This is a genomic window from Flavobacterium sp. GSB-24 (genome assembly GCF_027924665.1).
In the GTDB taxonomy this organism is placed as follows: Bacteria; Bacteroidota; Bacteroidia; order Flavobacteriales; family Flavobacteriaceae; genus Flavobacterium.
In genome coordinates this window covers 5169427-5184725 of record NZ_AP027043.1, presented here as the reverse complement: position 1 = coordinate 5184725, position 15299 = coordinate 5169427, and the positions used below count along the sequence as shown (strand labels likewise).

The 15299-nt window shown below is 34.2% G+C and carries 12 protein-coding genes; 6 read left to right on the top strand and 6 right to left on the bottom strand.

Annotated features, from left to right (window positions below):
* Window positions 1-60 precede the first annotated feature (60 nt).
* Window positions 61-747: a response regulator transcription factor gene (locus QMG60_RS21850; RefSeq protein WP_057116860.1), complete on the bottom strand. Its 687-nt coding sequence runs from the start codon at window positions 745-747 to the stop codon at window positions 61-63.
* On the bottom strand, window positions 744-2009 hold the full coding sequence (locus QMG60_RS21845; protein WP_281866408.1) for a HAMP domain-containing sensor histidine kinase: 1266 nt from the start codon (window positions 2007-2009) through the stop codon (window positions 744-746). The genes QMG60_RS21850 and QMG60_RS21845 overlap by 4 nt, the downstream gene beginning before the upstream one ends.
* 165 nt (window positions 2010-2174) lie before the next feature.
* On the opposite strand from QMG60_RS21845, the gene QMG60_RS21840 reads away from it, so the two are divergent.
* Both QMG60_RS21840 and QMG60_RS21835 read left to right on the top strand, forming a co-directional pair.
* The gene (locus tag QMG60_RS21840) at window positions 2175-2591 is read left to right on the top strand and encodes a DUF1573 domain-containing protein (RefSeq protein ID WP_057116858.1); all 417 of its coding nucleotides are present in this window, start codon (window positions 2175-2177) and stop codon (window positions 2589-2591) included.
* Between the two features lie 166 nt (window positions 2592-2757).
* The gene (locus tag QMG60_RS21835; RefSeq protein ID WP_281866407.1) at window positions 2758-4338 is read left to right on the top strand and encodes a L,D-transpeptidase family protein; all 1581 of its coding nucleotides are present in this window, start codon (window positions 2758-2760) and stop codon (window positions 4336-4338) included.
* A gap of 162 nt (window positions 4339-4500) precedes the next feature.
* Here QMG60_RS21835 and QMG60_RS21830 read toward each other — a convergent pair whose 3' ends face one another.
* Window positions 4501-5010, bottom strand: a complete 510-nt coding sequence (locus tag QMG60_RS21830) for a C40 family peptidase (RefSeq protein ID WP_134139789.1) — start codon at window positions 5008-5010, stop codon at window positions 4501-4503.
* 216 nt (window positions 5011-5226) lie between these two features.
* Between QMG60_RS21830 and QMG60_RS21825 the strand changes: the two genes are divergently transcribed.
* From QMG60_RS21825 to bglX, 3 genes are all read left to right on the top strand, one after another.
* Entirely contained in the window at window positions 5227-6327 is a 1101-nt protein-coding gene (locus tag QMG60_RS21825) for an SGNH/GDSL hydrolase family protein (protein ID WP_281866406.1), read from the top strand.
* The gene (locus QMG60_RS21820) at window positions 6317-7699 is read left to right on the top strand and encodes a sialate O-acetylesterase (RefSeq protein ID WP_281866405.1); all 1383 of its coding nucleotides are present in this window, start codon (window positions 6317-6319) and stop codon (window positions 7697-7699) included. The genes QMG60_RS21825 and QMG60_RS21820 overlap by 11 nt, the downstream gene beginning before the upstream one ends.
* Window positions 7700-8091: 392 nt before the next feature.
* Window positions 8092-10389 (top strand): beta-glucosidase BglX, encoded by a 2298-nt coding sequence (gene bglX, locus QMG60_RS21815; RefSeq protein WP_281866404.1) that lies wholly within the window; start codon window positions 8092-8094, stop codon window positions 10387-10389.
* 180 nt (window positions 10390-10569) lie between these two features.
* Here bglX and QMG60_RS21810 read toward each other — a convergent pair whose 3' ends face one another.
* Window positions 10570-10770 (bottom strand): DUF433 domain-containing protein, encoded by a 201-nt coding sequence (locus QMG60_RS21810; RefSeq protein ID WP_281866403.1) that lies wholly within the window; start codon window positions 10768-10770, stop codon window positions 10570-10572.
* Window positions 10771-10884: 114 nt separating this feature from the next.
* Here QMG60_RS21810 and QMG60_RS21805 point away from each other — a divergent pair, with 114 nt between their 5' ends.
* Window positions 10885-11841 carry an aldo/keto reductase gene (locus QMG60_RS21805; RefSeq protein WP_281866402.1) on the top strand — a complete coding sequence of 319 codons (957 nt, stop codon included), beginning with the start codon at window positions 10885-10887 and terminating at the stop codon, window positions 11839-11841.
* A 50-nt stretch (window positions 11842-11891) separates the two neighbouring features.
* Here the strand turns inward: QMG60_RS21805 and QMG60_RS21800 are convergent, their stop codons facing one another.
* Complete coding sequence (locus QMG60_RS21800; RefSeq protein WP_281866401.1) at window positions 11892-13874, bottom strand: glycoside hydrolase family 97 protein; 1983 nt, start codon at window positions 13872-13874, stop codon at window positions 11892-11894.
* Between the two features lie 129 nt (window positions 13875-14003).
* The gene (locus tag QMG60_RS21795; protein ID WP_281866400.1) at window positions 14004-15290 is read right to left on the bottom strand and encodes a cellulase family glycosylhydrolase; all 1287 of its coding nucleotides are present in this window, start codon (window positions 15288-15290) and stop codon (window positions 14004-14006) included.
* Window positions 15291-15299: the final 9 nt, after the last annotated feature.

Below are 15299 nucleotides of genomic sequence, written 5' to 3'. Positions count from 1 at the left end.
TACAAAGTTTTTCGAAAATTTATTTACAGATTTTTCTTTATTTTTAGCAGAATTGTGATTTTATCCAATAGAAAATCGAAACCCAATGCCATGAAGGTTTTCAATTGAGATGCCTTGTTCATTTGCTAATATTTTGCGAAGACGCGAAATAAAAACATCAAGACTTCTACCCATAAAATAATCGTCTGTTCCCCACAAAGAGGTTAAGATTTGTTCGCGCTTTAAAACCGAATTTTTATGATCTAGAAAGAGTTTCAATAATTCGGCTTCACGCTGGGTAAGACCTACTTTTTCTTCTTCATTAAAAAGAATAAAATTTTTAGTGTCAAACTGATATTTTCCTACTTCATAAATAGTTTTTACAGGCGCAATATTTTTTTGAGAACGTTTTAAGAAAATTTCAATTTTCAAAAGTAATTCCTCAATACTAAAAGGTTTTACCAAATAATCATCGGCTCCCAGACGTAATCCTTTAATTCTGTCTTCTTTTAAAGTTTTTGCCGAAAGAAAAATGATAGGAATATCAAGATCGATTTTTCTAATAGCTTCTGCCAAATCAAAACCATCCATTTTTGGCATCATAATATCAAAAATGCAGATATCAAAATCTTCTTCTTCAAAAGTTTGCAACGCCGCTTTTCCGTCAGAACAATGAATTACTTCATAATTATTCTGCTCCAAATTATCTTTGGTTAAAAATGCAAGAGTTTCGTCGTCTTCGGCATAAAGTATTTTGAAATTTCTCATTTTTTATAAGGAATTGATAAGGTTATTGTTACGCCTTTTTCAACATTGTTTTCAGCTTTTATTTTCCAGTTCTGTAGTGTACAGATTTCTTTCACATAATATAAACCGAGACCAAATCCGTTGACTTCATTACTTTTCTCGTTCTGAACACGGTAAAATTTATCAAAGATAAAAGATATTTTTTTAGGAGTAATCCCGATTCCATTATCAATAAACTCAAGTTTTAAACAATTTTTATCTTCGGTAATTTTGATTATTACTTCTGGCTTTACGCTGCAGTATTTTACAGCATTATCCAATAAATTATAAACTAAATTAGCAAAATGAAAAGTATCAGTTTCTATTGAATAATCATTCGATGAAGTTTCAATTGTAAAAACAGCATCTGGATATTTTAAATTGATATTTGAAATTGCTTCTTCAATTATAGGAACAATTAGGATATTCTCTTTTTTAAGTTCTAAAGGAGCATAATCTGCTTTTGCAACATTTAGAATTTTTTCAATATGGCTATTTAACTTATTTCCTTGACTAATAATAATATCGGTATAAGTATATAACTTTTTATCTTCTTTAATTGGCTTTTGCTCAATTAGATATTTAGAAGCGATAAGAATAGATGCCAGAGGCGTTTTAAACTCATGCGTCATGTTATTGATGAAATCACGCTGTAATTCAGAATATTTTTTTTGCTGTAAAAGTTTAAAAATAGAATAAACATAAATCAGTAAAATTAAAATTAACGCCGTTGAAAGGATAAACCAAAAACGCATAGAACTAAATAAATACGTAGTTTCATTAGGAAAACGTACAGCGAAATAATAAACCAGATTTTTATGCTTAGGGAAATAAACAGTTTTTTTGCATTCTGCTTTTTTCTTTGAAAGCGAAATATAATCACCATAAATCATTTCATCACTCTGGCAGTTGTACATCGCGTATTCAAAATCTGTAGTGATATTCATTTTTTTGAATTCCGTTTTTAGATAAAACTCTAAAATTTCAGGTTCAAATTCATTATCGACATTTACAATATAATAATCGTTGGATATTTTCTGTACGGGATTCTGTACCGGCAGTTCATGATTTGTTCCTTCATAGAGCTTTTTTGCCACTTCCAGTAAAGCAATATGTGCTTTCTGGCTTAGCTTTTTTTGTTCAATTGTAAAAGCCTCTTTTGTCCATAACAATTGTGCCACCAAAATACTAATGATGGCTACCAATCCTAAGAGAATGATGCTGTTGAGTTTATTAATTTTCAAGAATAAGGAATTTTAAAAGTGTAATATTAATCAATTTTACCCTGAAAATAAGCGATTAACAAGTCATTAACAAACATTTGAAAGCGGTTAACAGCGATTTGGTTTTGTCTGAAATACCTTTGTAATATCAAATTAGAACTATAAACCATTTTAAATATATCCGTTATGAAAATGATTAAAATTTCGATGTTAGCTTTGGCTTTAGGGCTAATGTCTTTTTCGGCGATTGCTCCAGTAAAATCTTTAGTTTCAGAGACTAAAATTTCAGAAACTTCGGCTTCTACAATTACTTGGAAAGCAGAAACAATAGATGTTGGACAAATTCCACAAGGAACTCCAAAGGCAATTGTTTACGAATTTAAAAATACTGGAAAAACAGCTGTTGTGATTACAAACGTTAAAGGATCTTGCGGTTGTACGGCTACAGATTACACCAAAGAACCAATTCAGGCTGGAAAATCTGGAAAAGTTACTGCAACTTACAATGCTGCAAACAAAGGTGCATTTACAAAAACAGTTACTGTAACAACGAGTGCAGAAACAGCACCAAAAATCCTTACTTTAAAAGGTACGGTTATCTAAGAATTTTAATAGGTTGGTTATATGGCAAGCTCCAGACAAGTAATTGTTTGGGGCTTTTTTTATGCAGTTTAATTACTTTTAAAATCAGAAAAAAAGATAAATAAGATTTATTTGCGAAGACTTTGATTTAATAGAATTTTTTCTACTTTTAATAAAAAATTCTGGTATGAAAATTTGGTATTCGCTTATTATTACGGTTGTACTTTTTACTGTTTTTTCGTGTAACTCTAAAGCAGATAAAAAAGAGGAAAATTCGATAAAAACAGTTGAGAAAATTCCAGAATTAAAACTTACAATTGACAGTACTCGCGTTGCTGCATTTTATGAAAGTTATCCGAAACTTTCAAAATTTAAAAGTGATGTGACTTCTTTATATCAAAAAAATAAATCAACTCAATTATGGCAGGACAATAAAGGCGTTGTAGAATTTGGTAATACTTTATTCAACCAATACAAAAATCTGGATCAAGAAGGATTAAAAGCAAATTTTCCATACAGCGAACAATTGAATTTGGTTTTTGATAATAATGCTGCCAAGAAATTATCAAAGGAAGATACTGATTTACTTCTTTCTAATCTCTATTACTATTATGCCGAAAAAGTATATGGAGGATTTGATGAAAAAACGGTTATTTCTTTAGAATGGCTTTTACCTCGTAAAAAGTTCAATTATCAAGTACTTTCAGATTCTATCTTTAAAAAATCGACCATTTTAGACGATAAGAAAAGAAAGATGTTCAGCCAATATTATAAACTTCGTGATGCTCTAAAAGAATACAGAGAAATTGAGAAAAAAGGAGGCTGGAAAACCATTGAAACGGGAGATGATTTTAAAAGTTTAAAATTAGGCGATTCTTCAAATGTTATAGCTCAAATTAGAGAAAGACTTTTTATTACCAAAGATCTTAAAGAAGATAATAAGAGCGCAGTTTGTGATACGGTTTTAATAAAAGCCATGAAAAACTACGAACTGCGTCATGGTTATGCGCCAAAAAATATCATTTTAGCAGAACATATAAACGATTTGAATATTCCAGTTTCTGACAGAATAAAAACCATAATCGCCAATATGGAACGCTGCAGATGGATTGATCCTGAATTGGAAAAAGGGAAAAAGTACATCGAAGTAAACATTCCTGAATTTAAATTGTATTTAATTGAGGATGGAAAAATTGCTTTTACTTCGCCTGTTGTTGTGGGAAAAGCAATGACAAAAACCGTAATTTTCAGCGGAATGATGAACAATATTGTTTTTAGTCCGTATTGGAATGTGCCGCCGAGTATTATTTCAAAAGAGATAAAACCAGGAATGGCGAAAGATAAAAACTATCTTCAAAAGAAAAATTTAGAGTGGAATAACGGGGCAGTTCGCCAGCTTCCAGGAAAAAATAATTCTTTAGGATTAGTGAAGTTTTTGTTTCCAAATTCAAGCAATATTTATCTGCATGATACGCCTTCTAAGAGTTTGTTCGAAAGAGAAAGCAGAGCTTTTAGCCACGGCTGTGTGCGTGTTGCAAAACCTCGTGAATTGGCAATTGAATTATTAAAGAAAGATCCATCGTGGAATCCTGCCAGAATCGATAAAGCCATGCACGCCGGAAAAGAAAGCTGGTATACACTTAAGAAAAAAGTTCCCGTTTATATCGGATATTTTACAGCGTGGGTAGACCGCGAAGGGCAGTTGAATTTCTATAAAGACATTTATCAAAGAGATGAAAGTCTGTTGAAACTATTGACGGAAGAATAAAATTTTAAATTCCAATTCCAATAATAAGCTGGATAAATTCCAAATTCCAAAAATGGTTTTTTAAATTTTGTTTTATTCAGAAGGGAAAAAACGAACCCAGAGATTAATGGATTAAAAAGAATTATATAAAATGGGTGCTAATCTTTTAATCTGTGGCAAAAACTATTTAGATAACACATCAATACATTTATAAAAACGTTTGGTGTAATGTTCTGTATCAAGAGCTGTAATCGTAACTTGCTGTGCTTTTCCAGATGAGGCGTGAATAAATTTAGAATGCATTCCGTTGGCTTCGCATATAATTCCAAGATGACCAACTATAGTTTTGTCTTTGTAACCGTAAAAAACTAAAATATCTCCAACCTTAAAATCTTCAGGTTTTAGAGCTTTTCCCAAATTCTTATAACCGCTAGAACTTCTAGGCAATGTCAATCCAAAATTGCTATACACATAACTTACAAAACCAGAGCAGTCAAAACCTTTTTTCGGATTACTGCCTGCGTACAAGTAAGGTGTTCCTAAATATTGTTTGGCATATGCAATAATAGAATCCCGATCAATTTCGGCTTCAATTTTAGGATATTGAGTTATTTTTTGTTTCTCTTCCCTTTTTACAGTGAAAGAAGAAAGCAAAAAAAGAGCAAGTAAAAAAATATAAAGGATTGATCTCATTTTTTTAGTCTAATATAAGTTGAAACGTTAAAGATAAACCGTTATTTTATTCTAAAAGAACAAAAACACCCTTTAATAGTACAAATAGCATTCGTTATCCTTCAAATGATGTGTTTATGTGGTGTTTTTTTATTGCATTTTGACATTTTAGTATCTTTCTGTCTAGTTCATTTCAAATATATTTGTGAATCGTATTTATATTTTAACAAATAAATTATGTTTCCCAAAAAAATAGCTCTTTTAATTTCGTTTTTGCTGATTTCGATCGTTTCGACTTCGCAAACTCAAAATTCAAGTAAAACTTTTTTATACCAAGGCCGAATTGATAAACTTCAAAACGATAATGTCATTTTGATAGGGACCGCTTCTTCGGTTTCGTTTAATTTTATTGGAAATGAATGTTCAATTGCACTTCAGAGTGTAGATTCTTACGAACATTATAATTATGTTCAGTTGGTTTTGGATGGAAAATATATTGGGAAAATCAGGATTGAAAAAGGTGATGTTCAAACATTTCCAATAAAAGTGACTTCAAACAAAAAAGAACATCGTTTAGAAATCTATAAAAATACAGAAGCACAAAGCGGTAATATTTTATTTGCTGGAACAACAGCAAAACTGACTACAATTTCTTTTAAAAAGAAAAAGAAAATCGAATTTATCGGAGATTCTATAACTTGTGGTGCGGCAAGTGATCCGTCTGATATTCCTTGTGATAAGGGAGAATATATGGATCATCATAACAGTTATTATGCATACGGACCAAGACTTTCGAGAACGATTGGTGCCGATTATTTAATGAGCTGTGTTTCTGGAATCGGAATGTATCGCAACTGGAATGACGAAAACAAAGACGAAGCGATAATGCCGGATATTTATCAGAATTTATATTTAACGAAGGATCCTTCGAAACCTAAATATGATTTTGCCTTTCAGCCTGATATTATCAGTATAGCTTTGGGAACGAATGATTTTTCTGGTGGAGACGGTAAAAAAGAACGTCTGCCTTTTAATCCAGAAAAGTATGTTTCGAACTACATAAACTTCATCAAAATGTTGTACAACCATAATCCGAATGTGCAGATTGTAATTACAAACAGTCCAATGGTTGGCGGAGAAAAAGCAGTTGTTTTTGAAGATTGTCTGAATAAAGTAAAAGCGACATTCGATTCTGATAAGACACACAAACCTATTCAGATTTTCAAATTTAAGCCGATGACGCCTAGAGGTTGTTCGGGACATCCAGATGTGGCAGATCATAAAGTTTTGGCTGATGAATATGCTCCATTTTTAAAAAGCTTATTACATGAAAAATAATATTTATAAGTTTGTTTTCTTTCTATTGATTTCCAGTACTATGATGGCAAACGTTTCGCTTCCGAATATTTTTAGTGATAATATGGTTTTACAGCGCAATTCTGAAGTGAAAATTTGGGGTTGGGCAAATCCAAAAGAAGAAATTAAACTGGTTTCTGGCTGGAATAATCAGGAATATAAAACTGTTGCCAGTAATCAGGCAAAATGGGAAATCACTATTAAAACTCCAGAGGCAGGCGGACCTTTTTCTATTTCGATAAAAGGATACAATGAAGTCATTTTAAAAAATATTTTGATTGGTGAAGTCTGGCTTTGTTCAGGACAATCGAATATGGAAATGTCGGCAAGCTGGGGAATTGACGATGGCGAAGAAGAAATGAAAAATGCCACAAATCCAAATATTCGATTTTTTACCGTTCCGAAATTGACTGCAGAAAGTCCGCAGAATAATTTGCTTGGAAACTGGACAGAATCTACTCCAGAAACCATGAAATATTTTAGTTCGATAGGTTACTTTTTTGCAAAACACCTTCGCGAAGAGTTAAAAAATGTTCCAATCGGATTAATTTCTTCGAATTGGGGAGGAACTCCAGCTGAAATATGGATGCCAGAAGATGTGGTTAATAATGATCCACTTTTACTGGAAAATGCCAAAAAACTAAACGAACAAGAATACGGACCAAGACAGCCTGGACGTGCGTATAATGCGATGATTTATCCAATAATCGGATTTAAAATTGCTGGAACGCTTTGGTATCAGGGAGAATCAAACGTGGGTTCTTTGGTTTATGATAAAACTTTGGGCGCCTTAATTACCTCATGGAGAAAAGAATGGAAAGATGATTTCTCGTTTTATTATGTTCAAATCGCGCCTTTTAAAACTGGAAGTAATAATTTCTCAAATGTTACGGTTAGAGATTCTCAAAGAAAATTATTGAAAGAAGTGTCAAAAACTGGAATGGTCGTTATCAGCGATATTTCAGACACAATTGATATTCATCCAAAAAATAAAAAAGATGTTGGAATTCGTCTGGCCAATTTAGCTCTGGCTGAAACCTACAAAGTCAATTCCAATTTGGTTAATGGGCCACTTTTTAAAGACATTAAAATTGAGAAAAATAAAGTGGTAGTTTCTTTTGATTATGCTGATGGATTATATTTTAAAGATAAAAAATCGAATCAATTTGAAGTCGCTGGAACAGATGGAGTTTTCTATCCAGCCGAAGCTTCGATTAAAAATAATGAAGTGATTTTGACAAGTAAAAAAGTTGTAAATCCTGCAAAAGTGAGGTTTGCATGGGGAAATACAATACAGTCAGATTTGTTTAATAAAGCGAATTTGCCGGCTTCTTGTTTTACGTCAGAATTTTAGATTTTAGTCCCGAAGCCTCGGGATAGATTTTAGATTTTTTGCGCAATTTTTGTCATGTTGAGTGATCGCGAGGCTTCGGCAGAAGCCAATAAAATTAAGACCCAAAGTTTGTCATTGCGAGGAACGAAGCAACCACATTTGCAAAATCCAGTTTGTGGCTAATTGTTATTGAGGTTGCTTCGTTCCTCACAATGACAAGATTGTGTCTTTTGAAAATGCTTGCGTGAGGGATAGTAGTGGAAAGCCCACAGCCTGACGAAGGAAGAGCGAGGACTTGAAACGGATAGCCCGACCCGCCTTTTTCGGCGGGACACGCCCAAAAAACTTAGTAGCTCAGAACCTAGAATCTCAGAATCTCAGTATCTTAAAAAAAAACTAACTAAACCACACATATGAAAAATAAAAAAATAATAACTATTGGGGTTTTTGCCCTTTTTACGATTGGAAATATGAATGCACAAAAAAAGCCGTATCTGGATAAAAACAAAACTGTTGAACAGCGAATAGATTTGCTTTTGCCGTTAATGACGCTGGAGGAAAAAGTAGGGCAGATGAACCAATACAATGGTTTTTGGGATGTTACAGGTCCAGCGCCAAAAGGTGGGACTGCCGAATTAAAATATGAGCATTTAAGAAAAGGATTAGTGGGTTCAATGCTGACGGTTCGCGGCGTGAAAGAAGTTCGTGCCGTACAGAAAATTGCAGTTGAAGAAACGCGATTAGGAATTCCGTTAATAATTGGTTTTGACGTTATACATGGTTATAAAACGTTAAGTCCGATTCCGTTGGCAGAAGCTGCGAGTTGGGATTTGGAAGCGATAAAAAAATCGGCAGCGATTGCGGCAGATGAAGCTTCGGCATCTGGAATTAACTGGACTTTTGGACCAAATGTAGATGTCGCAAATGATGCACGCTGGGGACGCGTGATGGAAGGTGCGGGAGAAGATCCGTATTTGGGAAGTAAAGTGGGTTATGCAAGAGTAAAAGGTTTTCAAGGAGAAACTATTGCAGATCTTCAAAAAGTAAATACAATTGCGGCCTGTGCAAAACACTTTGCAGCTTACGGTTATGTCGAAGCTGGTTTAGAATACAATATTGTGGATATCAGCAATTCTAAATTGTACAACTCCGTTTTGCCTCCTTTTGAAGCTACGGTTCAAGCGGGAGTTCGTACGTTTATGAACTCGTTTAATACCTTAAATGGCGTTCCGGCAACGGGAAATGCTTTTCTGCAAAGAGATATTTTAAAAGGAAAATGGAAGTTTGACGGATTTGTAATTTCTGATTATGCTTCGATTCGTGAAATGATCGCGCACGGATACGCAAAAGACGAAGCAGATGCAACAGCAAAAGCCGTAATCGCAGGTTCTGATATGGATATGGAATCGTATTTATATGTGGCAAAATTGGTTGACTTGGTAAAATCTGGAAAAGTAAAAGAAGCTTTGGTTGATGATGCCGTTCGCAGAATTTTGCGTGTGAAGTTTGAATTAGGATTATTTGATGATCCGTACAGATATTGTGATGAAAAACGCGAAAAAGAAGTTGTGGGAAGTAAAGCCAACAACGAAGGAGTTTTGGATATGGCGAAAAAATCTATCGTTTTGTTGAAGAATGATAAGAACCTGCTTCCGCTAAAAAAATCTGGACAGAAAATCGCTTTGATCGGAGCTTTAGCAAATGATAAAAACAGTCCGCTAGGAAGCTGGAGAATTGCAGCTTCTGATGATAGTGCGGTTTCAGTTTTAGAAGGTATGCAGCAATATAAAGACAATCAACTAGTTTTTGAAAAAGGAGTAGATTTATTAAAACAAAAAGCGACTTTCTTGACAGAAACGGTTTTCAACACCACAGATAAAAGCGGATTTGAAGCAGCAAAAAAAGCGGCAAAAAATGCCGATGTTGTCGTAATGGTTTTAGGCGAATATGGTTTCCAAAGCGGTGAGGGAAGAAGTAGAACCGATTTGAATCTTCCAGGTTTACAGCAGGAATTATTGGAGGAAATTTATAAAGTGAATCCGAATGTAGTTTTGGTTTTAAATAATGGTCGTCCGTTGAGTATTCCGTGGGCAGCGGAAAATGTTCCGGCAATTGTAGAAGCCTGGCATTTAGGAACACAGACAGGAAATGCAGTTGCGCAGGTTTTATACGGAGATTATAATCCGAGCGGGAAATTGCCAATGTCTTTCCCTAGAAATGTAGGGCAAGTGCCAATTTATTATAACAAATACAGTACAGGAAGACCAATCGACAGTGATAAAAATGTTTTCTGGTCGCATTATATGGATGTGGAGAAAACGCCTCAATTTCCGTTTGGTTTTGGATTAAGCTATACCAAATTTGATTATAAAGACTTGAAGATAAATAAAACTGCTTTTGCAAAAGGAGAAAAAGTTCAGGTGAGTGTAGCCGTCACCAACTCAGGAAATTATGATGGAAAAGAAGTAGTGCAATTGTATATTCATGATGAATTTGCAAGTATCGTTCGCCCAATAAAAGAATTAAAAGGCTTTGAATTGGTGAATCTTAAAAAGGGTGAAACTAAAACGGTAAATTTTACTTTAACGGATAAAGAACTTGGTTTTTATGATAACGAAGGAAATTATTTAGTTGAGCCAGGAACTTTTAAAATTATGGTTGGAGGAAGCTCTGATAAAGGTTTACTTGGTGGTTTTCAGATAAAAGAATAGAAGTTTGCCGCATAATGCTCTAGGATGCTAAGTTTTAATCTCGCAAAGGCGCAGAGTCGCAAAGTTTTTTGAATAGCCTCCAGTTTTAACTGGAGGTTTAATATTAAAGTTTAAAGGGCTTTAGCCAAACCTGTTAAGTTTGGCTAAAGCCCTTTCGTTTACGTTTATATATCCATCCAGCTAAAGCTGGAAGCTATTCAAAGCTGCAAGAATATGTTCTTTATTTAATTCAGGATAGTCTTCAATAATTTCTTCAACAGACATTCCTGTTAATAGCCATGAAAGGATATCTGAAACACAAATTCTGGTTCCAGTAATTACAGGTTTACCAAACCTAATATCAGGATTTATCGAAATTAAATTTTGCCAATTATTATTCATAATATTATAATTTAAACAAATTTGCAAAATTAAAAATGAATTAGTTTTTTTAATTATTGAGGTTTGTTTTCTACCTTTAAAACCTATAAAAACTCCAACCCTTAAATTAAAATAATGAAATATAACAGATGCGGAAAAAGCGGGTTATTATTACCTGAAATTTCTTTAGGATTATGGCATAACTTCGGTTCAGTAGATAATTTTGATAATGCTGAAAGTATTGCTGTAGAAGCTTTTGACAAAGGTATTACTCATTATGATTTAGCCAATAACTACGGACCAGTTCCTGGTTCTGCAGAAACTAATTTTGGTAAAATTCTATGGCATAATTTTCAAGGAAACCTGCGTGATGAAATCATTATTTCGACAAAAGCCGGTTACACCATGTGGGATGGACCGTATGGCGATTGGGGCTCTCGAAAATATTTATTGTCAAGCTTAGATCAGAGTTTGAAAAGAATGAAAGTTGATTATGTTGATATTTTTTATTCGCATCGCCCAGATCCGGAAACGCCGATTGAAGAAACCATGATGGCACTTGATTATGCCGTTAGAAGCGGAAAAGCTTTGTATGTCGGAATCAGTAATTATTCGGCAGAGCAAACTCGAGTTGCGGTTGATGTTTTAAAACAATTGGGAACGCCATGTTTGATTCATCAGGCAAAATATTCAATGCTGGAACGCTGGGTTGAAAATGGTTTATTAGATGTTTTAGAAGAAAAAGGAGTAGGATGTATTGCATTTTCGCCTTTGGCACAAGGACTTTTAACAGACAAATATTTAAAAGGAATTCCTGAGAATTCTAGAGCGCATAATCCGAACGGACATCTCAAAGAAGATGAGGTTACACAAGAAAGAATTCAGAAATTAATTCAGCTGAATGAAATTGCTCAGAATAGAAACCAGTCTTTGGCTCAAATGGCTTTGGCTTGGCTGCAAAAAGACAAACGAATTACATCTGTTTTAATTGGAGCTAGTTCTGTAAAGCAATTGTGTAATAATATTGATTGTCTGCAAAATACGGAGTTTTCGAATGATGAGTTAAATGCGATTGAGAAGATTTTATCTTGACTGTATCAAACCTAACAGGTTTTTAAAACCTGTTAGGTTTCTATATTTTTTTATTGAATAATCATCGCCAATCCACCACCGCTTGCTAATCGATACGTTAATTTCGTTGTCGAATCAATTGTAATGATTTCTCTTTTATAATCAGTTGCAGCTTTATCTGCATTTAAACCATCAGAGAAAATTTCAGCTTGGAATTTTTTGCCTTTTTCAAGGAAAGAAAAATCGATTGTAATATCTCTGGAATTCCAGTTTGTAATGGCGCCTAAATACCAATTATTGCCTTTTCTTCTGGCAATTGTTACAAACTTTCCAACTTCACCATTTAAAGAAACCGTTTCATCAAAAGTTGTTGGAACTTTAGCAATAAAATCGGTACTTTCCTGCTCTTTCATAAAAGCTGTTGGACTGTCTGCCATCATTTGCAAAGGCGCTTCAAAAATGGTGTAAAGTGCCAGTTGATGACATCTTGTTCCCTGACTCATTGGGTTGGAATTACTTGGCTTGAATTCGCTTTTTGTGGCATTTCTCATTGCGCCAGGCGTATAATCCATTGGGCCGGCCATCATTCTGATAAACGGAATCGTTGTGTCGTAAAGCGGAACATCGTCATTTGGTGTCCATTTATTATTTTCTAAACCTTTTACACCTTCAAAATTTAGAATGTTTGGATAAGTTCGCTGAATCCCGGTTGGTTTGTACATTCCATGAAAATCAATAATTAATTTATGATTCGATGCTCTTTGAGCAATATCGTAAACGGAACTGACCATTTTAGCATCGTCGCGGTCTATAAAATCAACTTTAAAACCTTTTACGCCCAGCTTTGCATAATTGTCGAAAACGGCTTGTGTTTTATCATGTATAGCCATCCACGAAGCCCACAAAATAATTCCGACGTTTCGTTCTTTCGCGTAAGCAATCAAATCTTCCAAATCTACATTTGGATTATGTTTCATAATATCGGTTTCTACACTCCAGCCTTCGTCTAAAACCACATATTCCACTTTATTTTTAGAAGCGAAATCAATATAATATTTATAAGTCTGTGTGTTAATTCCGGCTTTAAAATCAACATTATAAATGTTCCAGTCGTTCCACCAGTCCCACGCTACTTTTCCGGGTTTTATCCACGAAACATCTTTTATTTTGGATGGTTCAGCCAATTTCTGAACCATATCATTATTCGCTAAATCCGCATCATTTTCGGAAATGACAATCGCTCTCCACGGAAAACTTCTTGTTCCTTTGGTTTTTACCAAATAATCGGCTCTTTCTGTAATTAATTTGTTGAGGTAATTAAATCCGCCGTTGGTTTCTTTTAACGGATATTTAGAAAATCGAGATTCAAAACCAGAATTGTTTTTGTTATTGGTTACAAACAGTCCCGCGTAATCTTCCAGATTTGCTTCTAGAAAAACGGCTTTTTTATGGTTTTTATAATCAATTAAAAAAGGTAAAAAAGCTAAAGTATCTTTTTTGAACTCGCTGATTTTTTTGTTTTCATAATGCGATTCAAACGATGAAATAAATGGATCTTTCGGATTTCGTAAATCGCGGACGTAAGGCATTAAAGTATTGTAATCCTGATCAAAGTTTAAAACCACTTCTTCACATTTAACGGTAATATCTTTTTTCTTTTTAGTTATAAAACGATACGCAGCGCCGTCATCAAAAACGCGATACTCAATGCTGAAATCATTTTTGAAGCTTAAAGTCAATTGATTGTAATTATTCTGAACTGATTTCTTTTTGTACAAAGGTGTTTCAAAAGATGTATTTACAGTTTCCTTTTTTGAATTTAAAACAACAGCATTTTTTCCTAAAACAATATTTTCGTCCAAAGTCATAGACATTTCTGATGGAGCTAGAATCACATCTTTTTCATGCAAAATTGTCCAGCTGATTTTATCATCAACATTAATTTTAACTTCAATTTTTCCGTTTGGAGATTTTACAGTAAAATCCTGTTTCTTCTGCGAAAAAGATAGGTTTAAGAAAAATAAAAGCAGCAATATTGTTATAGCGTTTTTCATCAATTTTTGATTTGTTTTTTCTGTAGAGAAGCACCGCAGTGGGTCTACGCCCAGTTTACATTCCATATATTCGTTTCACATAAGACGCACTGCGGTGCGTCTCTACAGAAAATAGGGTTGAATAATTTTTTAATTCTTCAATTCTAGGTTGTATTTCTTAACGATTTCAAGAGTAGATTTGTCGCCGTTAAAAACAGAATTCAAACCTTGTGGTTCTTGCGGAGGATCTGTTGTAAGTGGTTCGCCCGGATTCCATTTTCCCGTTTCATTAACGGCTTTTCCTTCACCGCCGTATCCCCAGAAATTCGCAGCCTGCAACGGACCTCCATTTTTATGACTTTCTAGAACTCTTCCAAAAATATAACTGTAAAATTTATCTCTGTAGATCGACGAAGCTCCAGCATTTAAGTTTTCATTTTCCCTCGAAAGACCGAATTCTTCTATAATAATTGGTCTCTTTAAATTATTTGCCACTTTAATATGATCGTCAATATATTTCCCAGCGTTTTCGATTGTTTTTGGCATTGTAGCTTCGGCATTATCGGCTTTAAACCAGTTCCAGTTTTTTGGCCAGATGTGCATGGTCAAATAATCAATATTTGGGTTTTGATGTGTTCTTTCGAAAATCTCCATGCTGTCGTTCGAACTGTTTTTTCCTTCAGAACCTGTAGAAACCAAGTGATTTTTATCTAAACTATCAATTAAATCCACAATGTTGTTCAGCCATTTTGTAAATTTAGCTTCATTTTCTACTGTAAAAAGTCTTGGTTCATTTCCAACCTGCCATGCCATAATGGTGTTGTCTTCGTTGTATTTCTTTTTAGAATAAGCATTTGTTCTTCCAATAATAAACTTTACATGATTATTTAAAGCTTCCATGCAAGGTTCGCAGCTGTGAAACTGTTCTGTATACGACATAAATTGAGGCCAAGTGTTTGGCGGAATATTCGGAACCGGAATTGCTCCTTTGCCATTCCATTCTAAATATTGTGACATTCCGCCCGACCATTCCCAGTTGTTTGTCAAGTACAAAACGGCATACATATTACGTTTGCTCATTTCATTGATCAAAAAATCTAAACCGTCCAAAAGATCTTCATCATATTTTCCCTGCTCATATTGCAAAGCCGGACGAACCGTAAAATCGTATTTGCCACCATCCGCGCCAACCAAAACACGAAGATTATCAATTCCGTTTTTCTTCATTAAATCCAGTTCGCGTAAAAGTCTTTTTCTGTCCCCAATTTTTTTAGAAGCAAGCATACTGCCGTACCAATAATTGGTTCCGATGTAGGCATAAGGTTTATCACCTTTATAAAATTGCTTGCCTTTTACGGTTATTTTTTCCTGCGCCTGACAAGCAATTGTCGACAAAAGCAGTGTTAGAGAAAGTGTTTTGAGAAATCTGTTTTTCATGATTTATAT

What these genes read in the sequence shown, in the direction of transcription:
- bglX (WP_281866404.1), top strand. Translation starts at nt 8,092, where the DNA reads ATGAAAAATAAAAAAATAATAACTATTGGGGTTTTTGCCCTTTTTACG.
- QMG60_RS21795 (WP_281866400.1), bottom strand. Translation starts at nt 15,290, where the DNA reads ATGAAAAACAGATTTCTCAAAACACTTTCTCTAACACTGCTTTTGTCG.
- QMG60_RS21830 (WP_134139789.1), bottom strand. Translation starts at nt 5,010, where the DNA reads ATGAGATCAATCCTTTATATTTTTTTACTTGCTCTTTTTTTGCTTTCT.
- QMG60_RS21805 (WP_281866402.1), top strand. Translation starts at nt 10,885, where the DNA reads ATGAAATATAACAGATGCGGAAAAAGCGGGTTATTATTACCTGAAATT.
- QMG60_RS21835 (WP_281866407.1), top strand. Translation starts at nt 2,758, where the DNA reads ATGAAAATTTGGTATTCGCTTATTATTACGGTTGTACTTTTTACTGTT.
- QMG60_RS21850 (WP_057116860.1), bottom strand. Translation starts at nt 747, where the DNA reads ATGAGAAATTTCAAAATACTTTATGCCGAAGACGACGAAACTCTTGCA.
- QMG60_RS21800 (WP_281866401.1), bottom strand. Translation starts at nt 13,874, where the DNA reads ATGAAAAACGCTATAACAATATTGCTGCTTTTATTTTTCTTAAACCTA.
- QMG60_RS21840 (WP_057116858.1), top strand. Translation starts at nt 2,175, where the DNA reads ATGAAAATGATTAAAATTTCGATGTTAGCTTTGGCTTTAGGGCTAATG.
- QMG60_RS21820 (WP_281866405.1), top strand. Translation starts at nt 6,317, where the DNA reads ATGAAAAATAATATTTATAAGTTTGTTTTCTTTCTATTGATTTCCAGT.
- QMG60_RS21810 (WP_281866403.1), bottom strand. Translation starts at nt 10,770, where the DNA reads ATGAATAATAATTGGCAAAATTTAATTTCGATAAATCCTGATATTAGG.
- QMG60_RS21825 (WP_281866406.1), top strand. Translation starts at nt 5,227, where the DNA reads ATGTTTCCCAAAAAAATAGCTCTTTTAATTTCGTTTTTGCTGATTTCG.